The sequence below is a fragment of the Blautia sp. CAG:257 genome, assembly GCF_000433815.1.
Taxonomy (GTDB): Bacteria; Bacillota; Clostridia; order Lachnospirales; family Lachnospiraceae; genus Blautia_A; species Blautia_A caecimuris.
This window is the reverse complement of sequence record NZ_HF999031.1, coordinates 124,750-141,447: the sequence shown is the minus strand read 5'-3', so window position 1 is coordinate 141,447 and position 16,698 is coordinate 124,750. Positions and strand designations below refer to the sequence as shown.

The window sequence follows — 16,698 nt, the reverse complement described above, 5'->3', positions numbered from 1 at the left end:
AGGAACCAGTACCTTTGACGGACTTGCCATTGCCTGGGCTGTGATCGAACATATCAGCGATACAAAGCTCTGCGGGGCAAAAACTCTTTTTGCAACCCATTATCATGAGCTGACAGAGCTTGAGGGCAAGATCTCCGGTGTAAACAACTACTGCATTGCCGTAAAGGAAAAAGGCGACGATATTGTTTTTCTCCGGAAGATTGTTAAAGGCGGAGCAGACAAAAGCTATGGAATCCAGGTTGCCAAGCTTGCAGGAGTGCCGGATTCTGTGATCCGCCGGGCAAAGGAGCTGGTGGAAGAGTTAAGTGATGCGGACATTACGGCAGCAGTTAAGGATCTTACTTCCGCCTCAAAGAAAAAACAGAAAATTGTCTACGATCAGGTGGATATGGCGCAGATGTCTCTTTTCGATACCGTACAGGACAATGATATTGTGGAAGAGATCCGAAATCTGGACATGTCGCATCTGACGCCTATGGAGGCTATGAATATTCTTTATAATCTTCAGAACAAAATACAGAACCGCTGGTAAAAGCCTTTCAGGGCAAGACCGGCAGAAAGGAAGAAGGGGAGATTTGGGTTGAGAAAGATCGCGGTTTTAGACCAGAATACCATTGACAAGATCGCGGCAGGAGAAGTGGTGGAACGCCCTTCCTCTGTTGTAAAAGAGCTTGTGGAAAATGCCATTGACGCAGGAGCCACGGCTGTTACAGTGGAGATCACAGACGGCGGCAAAAAGCTGATCCGCATTACAGATAACGGAGCAGGCATTGAGGCAGACCAGATTCCTCTTGCCTTTCTTCGTCATGCTACCAGCAAAATCGAAAAAGTGGAGGATCTGGAACAGATTGCTTCTCTTGGATTCCGCGGGGAGGCGTTATCCAGTATCGCGGCTGTGTCTCAGGTGGAGCTGATCACAAAAACTTCGTCTGCGGTCAGCGGCTCCCGGTATATTATTGAGGGCGGGGTGGAACATTCTCTGGAAGAGCTTGGAGCTCCGGAGGGAACCACCTTTCTTGTGCGTAATCTTTTTTATAACACTCCGGCAAGAAGCAAATTCCTGAAATCAGACATGACGGAAGCCAATTACATCCATACCTTAATGGAACAGCTTGCCCTGTCCCACCCGGAAATTTCTTTTAAATACATCCAGAACCGGCAGGTAAAGCTTCACAGCTCCGGAAACTACAGTGTAAAGGATGTGATCTACAGCGTTTACGGCAGGGATATCACAAAGGCTCTTCTGGACGCGGAATTTGAAAATGATTTTATGAAGATCACCGGATTTGTGGGAAAACCGGAAATTGCCAGAGGAAACCGAAGCTTTGAAAACTATTATATCAATGGCCGTTATGTAAAAAACAACATTATCACAAAAGCCATAGAAAGCGCCTACAAGGGTTTTCTGATGCAGCATAAATTCCCCTTTGTGTCTCTTCAGATGCAGATGGAGGGAAATGATCTGGATGTAAACGTGCATCCAGCCAAACGTGAGGTAAGGTTTGCCAGAGAGCAGGAGGTTTATGAGGCAGTTTACGATACTGTTCGCAGGGCGCTGATGGGAAGAGAGATGATACCAAAGGTAACTCTTGGAAAGTACGAACCTGTAAAAAAAGAGGAGCCTGTTAAGCCGTCATCTGTGCCTGAGCCCTTTGAGAAAAAAAGAAGAGAACAGCTTTACGGACATGCAGAAAAAGAAATTAAGGAAACCGGAATATCCGGAGACAGAGCTTATGCAGACGCAGGCGCTTTTGTCCCGGAAAAAACAAAGTCATGGATGGAAAGGCCGGCTTACCAGAGTACAGTAAAAGAACCATCCGCTTCGTACAGTGCTTCTCATACAATGGAAACAAAGAAACCGCAGGTTTTTTCCGCCTCAGAGGAAAATCTTTTTCAGGGTACTCTCCGTGAAAAGCTGGAAGAGGAGCTGAAACGGGAAGCAGAAACAAAGCTTCCGGCTGAAGAAAACAATGAATTAAAAAATACCAACTACATCGAATCAGAAAATAAGAACTCAGGATCAGAGAGATCAGGCCCGGAAAAAGAGCGCTTACTTTTAGAAAAAACACAGACAAAATCCGTGGATTCCGTTGAGAAACCAATGGACGCTGCCTGTGATGATCACTCACCGGAGAAAACTGAACAGAATCCGGAGACGGTGATCAGGGAGGAAAACGGTCAGGAGCTTTCATCATCAGACTCGGAACACAACAGCCGGGAAATGACAGCCCAGGAGCCCCGTCAGCTGGAATTATTTGAGGAAAAGCTTCTTGCTCCGGAATCCCGGGAACGTATCCGCCTTGTAGGACAGATCTTTGACACCTACTGGCTGGCGCAGTTTGGGGATAATTTTTATATTATTGACCAGCATGCCGCCCATGAAAAGGTTTATTATGAGCGCCTTGTAAAAAGCTTCCGGGAAAAGACTGTGGATTCCCAGTATCTGAATCCGCCTCTGATCGTAACCTTAAATCTTCAGGAAGAAAACATTCTGAAGGAAAATCAGAAATACTTTTCTCAGTTCGGATTTGAGATAGAGGAATTTGGCGGAAAAGAATACCGGATCAGCGCGGTTCCAGCCACTCTTTACGGGTTCAGCGAAGAAGCTCTGTTTCTGGAAATGCTGGATCAGCTATCCGGCAGCGGGGAAAAGGATGCCCTTGATATTTTTGCATCCAGACTGGCGACTATGGCATGTAAGGCAGCAGTCAAGGGAAATCACGCCATGTCAGCGAAAGAGGCGGAAAAGCTTATTGACGAGCTTCTTACTCTGGACAATCCTTATCACTGTCCTCACGGACGCCCTACCATTATTTCCATGACAAGAACAGAACTGGAAAAGAAATTTAAACGAATTGTTTAGGAGAGCCATATGAAACAGCCCTTGATCGTACTGACCGGACCGACGGCAGTAGGAAAAACAAGTCTTTCCATTTCCCTTGCAAAGGCAGTAAACGGAGAGATCATTTCTGCAGATTCCATGCAGGTCTATAAAAAAATGGATATCGGCTCTGCAAAGATCCGATCTGAAGAAATGCAGGGAATTCCTCATTATCTGGTGGATGTTCTGGAACCGGAGGAAGAATTTCATATTGTAAAATTTCAGCAGATGGCAAAAAAAGCCATGGAGGATATTTATTCCAGAGGAAAAATACCCATTCTGGTAGGAGGAACCGGGTTTTATATTCAGGCAGTTACAAAGGATATTGATTTTACAGAAGCTCAGCAGGAAAATGATTACCGGAAGGAACTGGAAGCTCTTGCAGAAGAAAAAGGCGGGGAGCATCTCCATGAAATGCTGAGAAAGGTGGATCCTGTAAGCGCAGATGCCATTCACGCCCACAATGTAAAGCGTGTGATCCGGGCTCTTGAGTTTTATCATCAGAACGGTTCTCCCATCTCTGCTCACAATGAAGAACAGAAACAGCATGAAAGTCCCTACAATCTGGCTTATTTTGTCCTGAATATGCCACGGGAGCTTCTTTATGAAAGAATTGATCTGCGGGTGGACCAGATGATGAAGGAAGGTCTTCTGGAAGAGGTGTCCAGGCTAAAGGAAGAGGGCTGCCACAGAGGAATGGTATCCATGCAGGGACTTGGATATAAAGAAATCCTTGCTTATCTGGACGGAGAATACCCTCTTGAGGAAGCTGTCAGAGTGTTGAAGAGGGATACCAGACATTTTGCAAAGCGGCAGCTTACCTGGTTTCGGAGAGAACAGGAGGTAACCTGGGTAAACAAAGATCAGTTTTCCTATCAGGAAGATCAGATTCTTGATTATATGCTGGAAATATGCAGAAAAAAAGGGATTCTTCTGTAAAACCAGGACAGACAGGAACCGGATTTTACATCTGTTATATCCGCATATTAAAAAGCCTGCCGCGCATACTCCGGCAGGAGCTGATCTGCAGTTGCAGGAACACCTGTAAAACACAGGATTGAATAAAGAAAAAGAGGTTGCATGATGAAAGAAATATATGAACAGTTAGGAATTTCAGAAGAGGTTTATAATTTTGGCGCACAGATCGAGGATTCTTTAAAAGAGCGCTTTGAGGAATTTGATCGAAAAGCAGAATATAATCAGATGAAGGTGCTGCTTGCCATGCAGAAAAACAAGGTAAGCTCCGAGTGCTTTAACGGAAGCTCAGGCTACGGCTATGACGACTTCGGGCGGGATACTCTGGAAAAGGTTTATGCAGATACCTTCCACACAGAAGCCTGCCTGGTACGTCCTCAGATCGCCTGCGGAACTCACGCTCTTGCCATTGCGTTATTTGGAAATCTCCGTCCGGGAGACGAGCTTTTGGCTCCGGCAGGAAAACCCTATGACACGCTGGAAGAAGTAATTGGAATCCGTCCGGCAAAAGGCTCTCTCGCAGAATACGGCGTTACCTACCGTCAGGTAGACCTGAAGGAGGACGGAACCTTTGACTATGACAGAATCCGGGAAGCCATCAACGAAAAAACAAAGTTGGTGGAGATCCAGCGCTCCAAAGGCTACCAGACAAGACCCTCTTTTTCAGTAAAAGAAATCGGAGAGCTGATCGCTTTTGTAAAAAGCATTAAGCCGGACGTGATCTGTATGGTGGACAACTGCTACGGTGAATTTGTGGATACCATTGAGCCAAGCGACGTGGGGGCAGATATGATCGTAGGTTCTCTCATAAAAAATCCGGGAGGCGGTCTTGCCCCTATCGGCGGATATATTGCAGGAACAAAGGAATGCGTGGAAAATTCCGCCAGCAGAATGACCTGTCCGGGACTTGGCATGGAGGTAGGCGCTTCTCTGGGGGTGAACCGTTCCTTTTATCAGGGATTTTTCCTGGCTCCCATGGTGACAAAGGGGGCTTTAAAGGGCGCTGTTTTTGCTGCAAACATTTACGAAAAACTGGGCTTTCCTGTGATTCCGGACGGACAGGAGCCAAGACAGGATATCATCCAGGCTGTGACTTTGGGCGAGCCGGAGCGTGTGGTTGCCTTTTGTAAGGGAATCCAGTCTGCCGCGCCGGTGGATTCCTATGTGGACCCGGAGCCCTGGGATATGCCGGGCTATGACAGTCAGGTGATCATGGCAGCAGGCGCTTTTGTTCAGGGCTCTTCCATTGAGCTTTCTGCAGACGGCCCCATGAAGCCGCCTTATGCAGTTTACTTCCAGGGAGGTCTGACCTGGGAACATGCAAAGCTTGGAATCCTGATGTCTGTACAGAAGCTTCTGGATAAGCATCTGATCACGCTTCCGTAAATCAGGAAAATTCTGAGAACACCACTCAGGGAGGTATTTATGAGAGAAAATCAGCTTGCAAAAAAGAAAAAAAAGCCTGTGGATCCGTCCCGTTCTCTGATCGTGGTAGGCGGAGGTGCCGCGGGACTGATGGCTGCGGTTCAGGCTGCCAAAGCCGGAGCTTTTGTTACCCTTCTGGAGCACAATGAAAAAACAGGCCGGAAAATTGCAGTAACCGGAAACGGAAGATGCAATCTTACCAATCTGGATCAGTACGAAGGAGCATACAGAGGAACCCATCCGGAATTTGTCAGAGAAACCTTTGAACAGTTTTCTGTAAAAGACACCCTTGATTTTTTTGAGGAAATCGGGATTCTGACAACAGAACGAAAAGGCTGGCTGTATCCCAGAAGCGGACAGGCGAAATGTGTTCCTGAGCTTTTGGAAATGAAAGCCCGAAGCCTGAAAGTAAAGATTAAAACCCTGGAACATGTAAAAAAGATATTTTTTTCGGACAATCTCTGGAATGTGCAGACAGAGACCTGGACTTATCAGGGGGGCGCAGTGATTCTTGCCGGAGGCTCCAAAGCCTCTGCAGTTGCAGGCGCAGACGGAAGCTGTTATGCTCTTGCCAGTGAACTGGGGCATCAGATCATAAAGCCTCTTCCGGCGCTGACAGGCCTGAAATGCCAGAACAGCAGTCTTTCTCTGTGGGCAGGCGTCCGCACAGAAGCGGCAGTTCAGCTTTTTATTGACGGAAATCTGTCAGGGAAGGAAACCGGAGAGGTTCAGCTTACTGAGTATGGAATTTCAGGGATCCCTGTTTTTCAGCTGAGCAGATATGTAGCCCGGGCGCTGGCAGAGAAAAAACAGGTTCAGCTTTCCGTGAACTTTCTGCCTGAATACACAGAAGAAATACTGAAGCAACTTATGAAAAAAAGAAAAGAACTCTGTCCTTATAAAACTGAAGAAGAGCTTTTTGCAGGCCTTCTTCCGGACAGACTTGTACGACTTCTGATGAAGCAGAAGGATCCATTGAAAGCCGCTGTGGATTTCATGCTTACCGTAAAGGGGTCTCTGGGCTTTGAACAGGCTCAGGTGTGCTCCGGGGGAGTCGCTACCGATGAAATAAATCCTTCAACTCTGGAATCCAGACTTCACAGAGGTCTTTATTTTGCAGGGGAACTTCTTGATATTGACGGAGCATGCGGAGGCTATAACCTTCAGTGGGCATGGTCCAGCGGAGCCGTGGCCGGAATTCACGGAGCAAAGGAGCTTATATGATACAGATCAGCCAGCTGAAGCTTCCGGTCAGTCATACGGAAGCAGACCTGAGACAGAAAATTAAAAAAACTCTCCGCTGCGGTGAGGCATCATTTTCTTATGAAATTATCCGGCAGTCTCTGGACGCCCGCCATAAAGAGGATAAAAAGTTTGTATATACTGTGCACGTGAAGGCTGAGAACGAAAAGAAAATCCTTAAAAAAGTTCACAGTAATAATATTATGTTAACTAATGAGAGGAGCTATTCTTTTCCAAAACCGGGAGAGCAGCCCTTAAAAACCCGGCCGGTAATCGTTGGAAGCGGTCCTGCAGGGCTTTTCTGCGCCTGGTATCTTGCCAGAGCAGGCTACTGTCCTCTGGTGCTGGAACGGGGAGAAGAGGCAGATAAAAGAATGGAGACTGTAAACCAGTTCTGGAAAAACGGTGTCCTTGATCCGGAGTCCAATGTTCAGTTCGGAGAGGGAGGAGCAGGTACCTTTTCAGACGGAAAGCTGAACACTCTGGTAAAAGATTCCTCCGGAAGAAACCGGGAAGTTCTGAAGCGCTTCACAGAAGCAGGGGCTGATCCGGAAATCCTTTATCAGCAGAAGCCTCATCTTGGCACAGACGTACTTGTGAATATTGTCCAGACCATGAGACGCCAGATTGAGGAAATGGGAGGAACCTTCCGGTTCCGTTCCAAGGTGACAGATCTTTATACAGAAAACGGAATACTGAGAGCAGTGGAGGTCAACCATTCAGAGCAGGTTCCGGCGCAGGTCTGTGTACTGGCTGTGGGCCACAGTGCAAGGGATACCTTTTTTATGCTGAAGGACCGAGGTCTTGCCATGGAGCCAAAAGCATTTGCAGTGGGACTGCGGATCGAACATCCCCAGTCCATGATCAATCAGGATCTTTACGGAGAACCGGAAAATAACATCCTTGGTTCTGCAAGTTATAAGGTGACCCACACCTGCAAAAATGGCAGAGGTGTATACTCTTTCTGTATGTGTCCGGGAGGTTATGTGGTAAATGCATCCTCGGAGCAGGGACTTCTGGCAGTCAATGGTATGAGTTATCAGGCCAGAGACGGAGAAAATGCCAACAGCGCTATGATCGTAACCGTTACCCCGGAGGATTTCCCGGAAAAGGGAACTCTTGGAGGCATTGCCTTCCAGCGCAGTCTTGAAAAAAAAGCCTGGGAACTTGGAAAGGGAAAGGTTCCGGTACAGCTTTTTGGAGATTTCTGCACCCATCAGGTAAGCAGAGAGCTGGGGGACGTCCGTCCAAATATCAAAGGCGGCTATGTACTGGCAGATGTGCGTTCCATTCTTCCGGAAGAAATTGGGGATTCCATTGAAGAGGGCATTTTTGCCTTTGGGAAAAAGCTGTCCGGTTTTGACAGAAAAGATGCGGTTTTAAGCGGCATAGAAAGCCGTACCTCCTCGCCGGTGCGGCTGGTACGGGATCAGAAGGGCCTTTCCAACATCACAGGTATTTATCCCTGCGGAGAAGGCGCGGGATATGCAGGCGGAATCACTTCCGCAGCCATGGACGGCATAAAAACCGCAGAGTGGATTGCTTCTGAATATAGAATGAAATTGTAAAAAAACAAAGGAGAGAGTATACATCTCTCTCTTTTTATGCTAGAATAAAGGTTGATTCTTTCCTGGACCTGCACAGAGAACAGCAGGTAAACCATATGAAACAAACAATGAAGGATCTGCCGGAGACAGAAAGACCCTACGAAAAATGTATCCGTGAGGGGGAAGAAACCTTAAGTGACAGTGAACTTCTTTCAGTAATTCTTCGCTGCGGCACAAAAGGGTGCAGTTCTCTTGCTCTGGCAAATAACATACTGAAGCATATGCAGGAATCGTCCTATCCCGGACTGCCGGGACTTATTCACAGTTCTCTCGCGGATCTCGAAAAAATCCACGGGGTGGGAAAGGTGAAAGCTGTTCAGCTGAAATGCATCGGGGAACTGTCCAAACGCATTTCCATGGCAGCGGCAAAGCCGTCTTTAAGTTTTCATCATCCGGATTCTATTGCTTCCTATTACATGGAAAGGCTCCGTCATCAGGAGCAGGAGCTTTTAATCTGTATGATGCTGGACAACAGAAACCATCTTCTGTCTGAGAGACTGATCTCCAAGGGAACGGTGAACGCCACCCTTGTTACACCCAGAGAAATATACATGGAGGCTGTCCGCTGCCATGCAGTCAGTCTGATCCTCGTTCACAATCATCCGGGTGGAGATCCGGAACCCAGCGGCTGCGACAGAGAGATCACACAGCGGATCTGTGAGGCGGGAGAATTACTGGGAATCCGCCTTCTTGATCATATCATTATCGGGGATCGCAGTTACATCAGCTTCAAAGAACGGGGAATGATGAGATAAAGGGGCAGATTTATGCTGATAAAAAAAACATATGGAATAGATCTTGGAAGCAGTACCATTAAGGTCTATTCCTTTCTGAGAAACAAAACCTATCTTGAAAAGAACATGATTGCGTCAAAAGGGCGCAGGATCATCGCCGTGGGCAATGAAGCATACGATATGTTTGAAAAATCACCTGTTGATATCGTTGTTAATTCGCCGATGGCTTTTGGTATGATCGCCAATCTTGAGCTTCAGGAAATTGCTCTTTACAGTATGATGAAAAAAATTGATAAATTTCTTGGCATCGGCTCGGATATCTTTTTTTCCGTTCCCCTTGATATGACAGCTGTAGAAAAAAGAGCGTATTATCATGTGGCCAACGGCCACTGGCTCCGGAAGAACCGGGTGTATATGGTGGAAGCTCCCATTGCAGATGCTCTTGCCCTTGGAATCACCCTGGAGGATAATCCCGGAAGCATGGTGGTAAACATCGGAGCACAGAGCACGCAGTTTTCCATTATTACAGACGGAAAGATCATTATCTCCAAAAAGATTCCCATTGGAGGAAGACAGATGAACGAAGCCATCTGCAGCGAGATCCGAAAGCGATACAGCCTTCAGATCGGAACCAGAACAGGGAAACGGCTGAAGCTTGCCATGGGCAGACTGAACGATCAGAAAAAGGACGCCCGCAAGGTTGTGGGAATCGACAGTATTTCCGGGCTTCCAAGAGAAGAGATCATTTCCGGATATGTAGTCAACGCGGGAATTATGAACTGTGTCAATGAGATTGCTGCGGAAATGAAAACATTTCTTGAGAGAACGCCTCCGCAGATCGCTTATCATATTTCCAGAGAGGGCATTTATCTTACCGGAGGAAGCACGCGGCTTCCGTACATAGACAATTACCTTGCAAGCTATACCGGCTTTTCTTTCCGGCTTTCCCAGCTTTATGAAACCTCTTCCGTAGGCGGCCTGGAAAAGATCATCCGGAACCGGGAACTGGAAAAATGGGCGCAGCCTGTAAAGCAACGTAAATTATAATTTTTTAGGGGTATGATCCATGAAAAACCTGAAAAAGAAATTTCGATTTCGTATTCATTTAAAAAGTAAACATCTTCTGGCAATTATGACCTTTTTCTGCGTCAGCGCCATTGTTGCCACCCTTGCTTCCGGTGTGACTTCAGCGCCTTTGCAGGAGGCTGCCGGACTTATTATTGTTCCCTTTGAAAAATCCATTGCATCCATCGGTCAGTGGATGACAGGCGTTCAGGACAGCTTCCAGGAAAAAGAGGACCTGATCCAGAAGAACAAGGAGCTGCAGACAACTGTAGACACTCTTACAGAACAGAATAATGTACTCTTGCAGGATCAGGCTGAGCTTGCCCGTCTGGAACAGCTCTATGAGCTGGATGAGGAATATACAGACTATCCGAAGGTTGCTGCCAGGATCATTTCCAAAGATCCCGGAAACTGGTATGATACGTTTATGATCAACCGCGGAAGCAATGACGGTATCCGCGTGGACAACAATGTAATTGCCGGAAAAGGCCTGGTAGGCATTGTCACTGAGGTAGGCTCCAACTGGGCTACTGTCCGCTCCATTATTGATGACAGCAGCAATGTCAGCGCCATGACCGTAAGTACAGACGATATCTGTGTGGTAGAGGGAGATCTTGAGCTGATCGACGAAGGAAAGCTGAGGTTCAGTCAGCTTTACGACAGAGAAGACAAGGTTTCTGTAGGCGAGAGAATTGTTACCTCCAATATCAGTGACAAGTATGTGGAAGGATTATTTATCGGATACGTCAGTGAGATCGAACTGGATACAAATAACCTGACCAAAACAGGAACTCTTGTTACTCCAGTTGATTTTCAGCATTTGAAAGACGTGTTTGTGATCACAACCAACAAACAGGATGCCGTGCAGGGAAAAGCAGAGGAGAAAAAAGGTGACGAAGCCTCAGAAGAGGACACTGCAAAGGAGGCAGAATAATGAAAAGTAAGCTGGTTCTGTTTTTTACCATTATTGTCTGCTTTCTTCTGCAGTCCACTGTGCTTCATTCTGTTTCTATCGGCTCCATCACACCGAACCTTCTTCTGATCCTGTGCAGCTCCATGGGACTGATGCGCGGGCGAAAAAGCGGAATGTGGACCGGATTTTTCTGCGGTCTTCTGACAGATCTGTTTTTTGGCTCTGTTCTTGGATTTTATGCGCTGATCTACATGTATGTGGGATTTATCAGCGGATATACTTATCGTATTTATTATGATAATGACCTGAAGGTTCCCATCCTTCTCACCGCAGCCATGGATTTCTTTTATAATCTGGCTGTTTACGGATTCCAGTTCCTTTTAAGGGGACGTATGAATCTGTTTATCTATCTGTACAGAATTATTATTCCTGAAATTGTTTATACCGTATTTCTGACGGTGATCGTATACAGGATTTTTTATTATATCAATCATCATTTTATGACCCCTGTCAGGAAAGAAAGTGAGTCTATTTGGGTACTAAAATAAAAAAACTGATCAAAAAAATTCAACTGAAACGTACAACTGTGGTGATCATTGTGTTTATCGTAATGGCTTTTATCCTGATCCGCCAGATTTTTGAACTGCAGATCATTCAGGGTGAAAACTACATCAGCGAATTTGAAAACCGTATCACCAAAACCCGTGTGCTGAAAAGTACAAGGGGAAATATTTATGACAGAAACGGCGAAATGGTAGCTTCCAATATTCTGTCCTATTCCCTGACTTTTGAGGATAATGGAAGCTACGAGACCACCCGTGAAAAAAATCTGGCCCTGAACGGAGTGGCATACCGGGTTCTTCAGATTCTGTCAGAAAACGGAGACACCCTTTCCGGTGACTTCCACATTGTACTTGACGAAAGTGGAAATTATACCTTTGACGTAGGAGAAGGATTTACACTCAGCAGATTTAAGGCAGATATTTACGGACATCCTCTGATTGATGATCTTACCAAGGAACAGGCCTCTGCTACCGCAGAAGATATGATGAATTATCTGACGGGAAGCGATGGTTTTTCTATTGTTCTTTATGGTGAGGACGCCTATACACCGGAAGAACTGAAGCAGTACGGACTTCCAGAAGAACTTTCCAGACAGGAAATCCTGGATATTGCATCCATGCGCTATAAGCTTAACACAAACAGCTTCCAGAAATATATGGCTGTTACCATTGCCACAAATGTAAGCGAAAGTACAGTGGCTGCAGTAATGGAAAATCAAAGTCAGCTTCAGGGAATTGATGTGATAGAGGATTCAGTCCGTCAGTATATTGATGATGAAAGTATGGGACCGGTTCTGGGCTATACCGGACAGGCATCGGCAGAAGAACTGGAAACTCTGAAAGAAGAAAATCCTGATTATTCCAATGATGCGGTAATCGGAAAGGCCGGAATCGAACAGCATATGGAGCAGTTTCTTCATGGAACGGACGGACAGGAAACCGTAACCGTTGACAACCTTGGAAAGGTCCTGAAGATTGACGAAAACACCATTGTGCCGCCTGTTGCAGGAAATGATGTGTATCTGTCCATTGATTCAGACTGGCAGAGCGCTATCTACCAGATCCTGAAACAGCGTGTTGCAGGTGTGCTTCTGACCCGTATTGAAAATACAAAGAAGTTTGATTTTGAAGGTGTAAAGGATGCCAGTCAGATTTCCGTGCCGATTTATGACGTTTACAATGCTCTGGTAGCAAACAGTGTCATTAATATTGAAAAATTCAATGATCCGGATGCTTCCGATATAGAAAAAAATTTATATGACAAATTTCAACAAAAGCAGCAGGAAGTTTTTGATACAATAACTAACAGGCTGACAGACGACAATCCGCCGGCATATAAGGATGAATCCGAGGAAGTACAGGAATATCTTACGTATATCTGCGACACTGTGCTCCGGGATACTCTGGGAGTTATCTCCAAAGATGCAGTTGACACTTCTGATCCTACTTATCTGGCATGGACAGAGGAAGAAAGCATCAGCCTTAGAGAATATCTGAATTACGCTGCCGGGCAGAACTGGATTGATATTTCCGTGATCTCTCCGAAGGAAGAGTACCTGGATTCTGCGGAAATCTATCAGGCCATGACTTCCTATATAGTGGATTATCTGAAAACAGATCTTGGTTTTTCCAAGCTTCTGTACAAGTATTTGCTTATGAACGATCAGATCTCCGGTCAGGATCTCTGCCTTGTGCTTTATGAGCAGGGAGTTCTTTCAAAAGAAGACGAAGCCTATTCCCGGCTGGCATCCGGGGAGCTGAACTCCTATGATTTTATGATCAATAAAATTGCCAACCTGGAGATTGAGCCTGCACAGCTTGCATTGAAGCCATGTTCCGCATCGGCTGTGGTTACAGACGTAAATACCGGAAAGGTACTCGCCTGCGTATCCTATCCGGGATATGACAATAACAGACTCAGCAATGAAATGGATACAGATTACTACACCAGACTTTCCCTTGATCTTTCCAGTCCTTTCTTTAACAAGGCCACACAGCAGACAACTGCTCCTGGTTCTACCCTGAAGCTTCTGTCAGCAGTGACCGGAATGATGGAAAATCTCATAGACGACGGCACTTACATTGAATGTACCGGAAAATTTGATCTGGTCAATCCGCCTATTAACTGCTGGAACAAAAGCGGACATGGCTCATTGGAGATCAGAGGGGCAATTGAACAGTCCTGCAACTATTATTTTAACATGATCGGCTTTGAGGCCGGAAAGAATGAAAAAGACGAATTTTCAGAAAATCTCAGTCTTTCCAAGCTCCAGAAATATGCAGAGGAGTTTGGTCTGGATGAGAACACAGGAATTGAAATTTCAGAGGCGACTCCTCACGTTTCGGACAGCAAGGCAGTTCCGTCCTATATCGGACAGGGTAACCACCTTTATACAACCAGTCAGCTTGCCAGATATGCAACTGCACTGGCAACCTCCGGAATTGTGTACGATCTGTCTCTTCTGGATAAGGTGACAGATTCCCAGGGACAGACACAGAAAACATATGAGCCTGTTGTCAAAAGTGAAATGACAGATGTGCCGTCCTATGTGTGGGAAGATATCCATGACGGTATGCGCCGCGTTGTACAGACTCATGAGCAGTTTAACGGACTGGGTGTGGCGCTGTCCGGAAAGACAGGTACGGCAGAGATTGACTACCGGCAGCCAAACCATGGTCTTTTTATCGGCTATGCGCCTTCTGACCAGCCGCAGTATGCTGTTGCAGTCCGTATTGCCAATGGATATTCCTCCGGAAATGCCTGCACCACAGCAAATGATATTATGGAATACATTTTTGATCTGGCAGATAAGGATACTATTCTGACAGGCTATGCATCCACGGATGTCAGCAATACATCCAATGACTGATATCAGTCCGGTGTAAAATACCAGAGAGAAAACCAGAATTATGGAACATATCTTTTAGGAGGAATCAGAAACATGGGTGAAGTCATTGTTATTACATCTGGAAAGGGCGGTGTGGGAAAAACCACAACCGTTGCCAATATCGGCACAGGACTTGCCATGATGGGCAAAAAAGCAGTTGTGGTGGATACCGATATCGGCCTGCGTAATCTGGATGTGGTACTTGGACTGGAAAACAGGATTGTATATAATCTTGTAGATGTAATAAGCGGAAGCTGTCGGCTGAAACAGGCTCTGATCCATGACAGACGCCATCCAGAGCTGTTTCTCCTGCCATCCGCTCAGACAAAGGACAAGTCTGCTGTTTCTCCGGAGCAGATGATCAAACTGACCGAGGAGCTTCGGGAAGAATTTGATTATGTTCTTCTGGACTGTCCGGCAGGAATCGAACAGGGCTTTAAAAACGCAGTTGCCGGAGCAGATAAGGCTCTGGTGGTAACAACTCCGGAGGTTTCTGCCATCCGTGACGCAGACCGTATTATCGGGCTTCTGGAAGCGGGAGGGCTGAGAGATATCCATCTGATCATCAACCGTCTGAGACCGGATATGATCGCCAGGGGAGATATGATGTCAGTGGACGATGTAATTGAGATACTGGCAGTAGATCTCATCGGAACCATTCCTGATGATGAGCAGATCGTTGTGGCTGCCAATCAGGGAGAGCCTCTTTCCGGCAAAAAGTCCCAGGCAGAAGAGGAATATAAGAATATCTGCAGACGTCTTCTGGGTGAGGAAGTTCCATTTATGGAAATCCGCCAGAAAAAAGGCATGTTCCGCAGACTGGGACAGATCTTCAGGAAATAATTTCATGATCTCATAAAAAAGGAGGGTATTCTGTTGAAAACCGCTTTACAGGGAAAAGGCCGCTCCGCAGGATATGCCAGGGACAGAATGAAAATGCTTCTGGTGTCGGAACGGATCGACTGCTCTCCACAGATGATGAAAATGCTGAAAAACGATATGATACATACAGTAAAAAAATATATTACAATTGACGAGACAGAAGTCAAGATCCGCATTACGCAGGAACCCCCTGTTTTTCATGCGGACATTCCTGTCAGGTCAAAAAAGGAACAAAGGACAAAATGATTAAACAGTATAAGCTTCGTTTTTACAATTTCAGACTGCTTCTGTTTCTGCTTGCCATCAGTTCCATTGGTGTGGTACTGGTAGGTACTGCCCGTGAGGATCTGATGCTCAAGCAGCTTATGGGTGTGATCATGGGTCTGGTTATCATGGTGATCCTGTCTCTCATAGATTATTCCTGGATCTCAAACTTTCAGTGGATCATGTACGGCGGCAATATCGTGCTTCTTCTGATCGTACGCCTTTTTGGAGATACAGCAAACGGCGCGGCCCGTTGGATCGATTTCGGTTTTATCCGGTTCCAGCCTACAGAGCTTGCCAAAATTATCATCATTCTCTTTTTTGCCAGGTTCTTTATGGATCATGAAGAAGACCTGAACAGCTTCCGTACACTGGCAAAGTCAGCAGTTTTTTTGGCTGTTCCTCTTTATCTGATCCTGGATCAGCCTGATCTGAAGAATACGATCATGATCACAGTGGTATTCTGTGTCCTGATCTATATTGCCGGACTGAGCTACCGTATTATCGGAGGAGCGCTTCTGATTGCAGTTCCCTTACTGGTGATCTTTCTTATGATCGTGGTACAGCCGGAACAGAAGCTTATCAAGGATTATCAGAGAGACCGTATTATGGCGTTTCTCTATCCGGAAAATGAAGAATACACAGACGACACCCAACAGCAGGATAATTCCAAGACAGCCATTGCATCCGGAGAGCTGACAGGAAAAAGACTGTCCGGTGATTCGGTGGCATCGGTAAATGAAGGAAACTTTGTGGCAGAAAACCAGACGGACTTTATCTTTGCAGTAGCAGGAGAGGAATATGGTTTTATCGGATGTACTACCATTATCCTGCTTCTTCTGGCTATTGCTCTGGAATGTATCCGTATGGGACTTCGGGCAAAGGATCTATCCGGAAAAATCATCTGCTGCGGAATGGGAAGTATCGTTGCTTTCCAGAGCTTTCTGAATATCTGCGTAGCAACCGGAATGGGGCCGAATACAGGAACGCCTCTTCCCTTTGTAAGCTATGGACTGACCTCTCTTATCAGTCTTTATATTGGAATGGGACTTGTTCTGAACGTAGGTCTTCAGAGCAGCTTGTATAATAAAGAACTTCAGAAAACAATGTCAGATAAGAAAGAGGAGTATTTATGAGAAACGAACAGCCTGCTCGCAGACGAAAAACAGATACCGAAAGACAGAGAAGTACTGTTCCGGATAAAAAAGTACGCAGGAATTACGGAAACAGATCTGCTTCGGTAAAGGAACAAAAGCAGG

Annotated in this window: 14 protein-coding genes; all 14 read left to right on the top strand. The window is 46.1% G+C overall.

The window, feature by feature from the left end:
* Positions 1 to 532 (top strand): MutS-related protein (locus tag QVP40_RS05490; protein ID WP_330361888.1); only part of this gene is annotated, 532 nt, incomplete at its 5' end.
* Positions 533 to 580: 48 nt separating this feature from the next.
* On the top strand, positions 581 to 2,863 hold the full coding sequence (gene mutL, locus QVP40_RS05485; RefSeq protein ID WP_022067486.1) for a DNA mismatch repair endonuclease MutL: 2,283 nt from the start codon (positions 581 to 583) through the stop codon (positions 2,861 to 2,863).
* A gap of 9 nt (positions 2,864 to 2,872) precedes the next feature.
* Complete coding sequence (gene miaA, locus QVP40_RS05480) at positions 2,873 to 3,820, top strand: tRNA (adenosine(37)-N6)-dimethylallyltransferase MiaA (RefSeq protein WP_022067485.1); 948 nt, start codon at positions 2,873 to 2,875, stop codon at positions 3,818 to 3,820.
* 144 nt (positions 3,821 to 3,964) lie between these two features.
* Positions 3,965 to 5,242: a methionine gamma-lyase family protein gene (locus QVP40_RS05475; RefSeq protein ID WP_022067484.1), complete on the top strand. Its 1,278-nt coding sequence runs from the start codon at positions 3,965 to 3,967 to the stop codon at positions 5,240 to 5,242.
* Positions 5,243 to 5,281: 39 nt separating this feature from the next.
* The gene (locus QVP40_RS05470) at positions 5,282 to 6,505 is read left to right on the top strand and encodes an aminoacetone oxidase family FAD-binding enzyme (protein WP_022067483.1); all 1,224 of its coding nucleotides are present in this window, start codon (positions 5,282 to 5,284) and stop codon (positions 6,503 to 6,505) included.
* The gene (locus QVP40_RS05465) at positions 6,502 to 8,091 is read left to right on the top strand and encodes an NAD(P)/FAD-dependent oxidoreductase (protein ID WP_022067482.1); all 1,590 of its coding nucleotides are present in this window, start codon (positions 6,502 to 6,504) and stop codon (positions 8,089 to 8,091) included. The genes QVP40_RS05470 and QVP40_RS05465 overlap by 4 nt, the downstream gene beginning before the upstream one ends.
* 95 nt (positions 8,092 to 8,186) lie before the next feature.
* Positions 8,187 to 8,885 carry a RadC family protein gene (gene radC, locus QVP40_RS05460; protein ID WP_022067481.1) on the top strand — a complete coding sequence of 233 codons (699 nt, stop codon included), beginning with the start codon at positions 8,187 to 8,189 and terminating at the stop codon, positions 8,883 to 8,885.
* 12 nt (positions 8,886 to 8,897) lie between these two features.
* Positions 8,898 to 9,911 (top strand): rod shape-determining protein, encoded by a 1,014-nt coding sequence (locus QVP40_RS05455; protein ID WP_022067480.1) that lies wholly within the window; start codon positions 8,898 to 8,900, stop codon positions 9,909 to 9,911.
* Positions 9,912 to 9,930: 19 nt separating this feature from the next.
* A complete protein-coding gene (mreC, locus tag QVP40_RS05450; RefSeq protein ID WP_022067479.1) occupies positions 9,931 to 10,863 on the top strand; it encodes a rod shape-determining protein MreC in 933 nt (310 codons plus the stop codon).
* A complete protein-coding gene (gene mreD, locus QVP40_RS05445) occupies positions 10,863 to 11,390 on the top strand; it encodes a rod shape-determining protein MreD (protein WP_022067478.1) in 528 nt (175 codons plus the stop codon). The genes mreC and mreD overlap by 1 nt, the downstream gene beginning before the upstream one ends.
* On the top strand, positions 11,375 to 14,275 hold the full coding sequence (locus QVP40_RS05440; RefSeq protein WP_022067477.1) for a penicillin-binding transpeptidase domain-containing protein: 2,901 nt from the start codon (positions 11,375 to 11,377) through the stop codon (positions 14,273 to 14,275). Before mreD ends, QVP40_RS05440 begins: the two co-directional genes overlap by 16 nt.
* A 72-nt stretch (positions 14,276 to 14,347) precedes the next feature.
* Positions 14,348 to 15,136, top strand: a complete 789-nt coding sequence (gene minD, locus QVP40_RS05435; protein WP_022067476.1) for a septum site-determining protein MinD — start codon at positions 14,348 to 14,350, stop codon at positions 15,134 to 15,136.
* Between the two features lie 33 nt (positions 15,137 to 15,169).
* Positions 15,170 to 15,421 carry a cell division topological specificity factor MinE gene (gene minE, locus QVP40_RS05430; protein WP_022067475.1) on the top strand — a complete coding sequence of 84 codons (252 nt, stop codon included), beginning with the start codon at positions 15,170 to 15,172 and terminating at the stop codon, positions 15,419 to 15,421.
* On the top strand, positions 15,418 to 16,575 hold the full coding sequence (locus tag QVP40_RS05425) for an FtsW/RodA/SpoVE family cell cycle protein (RefSeq protein ID WP_022067474.1): 1,158 nt from the start codon (positions 15,418 to 15,420) through the stop codon (positions 16,573 to 16,575). The genes minE and QVP40_RS05425 overlap by 4 nt, the downstream gene beginning before the upstream one ends.
* Positions 16,576 to 16,698 lie beyond the last annotated feature (123 nt).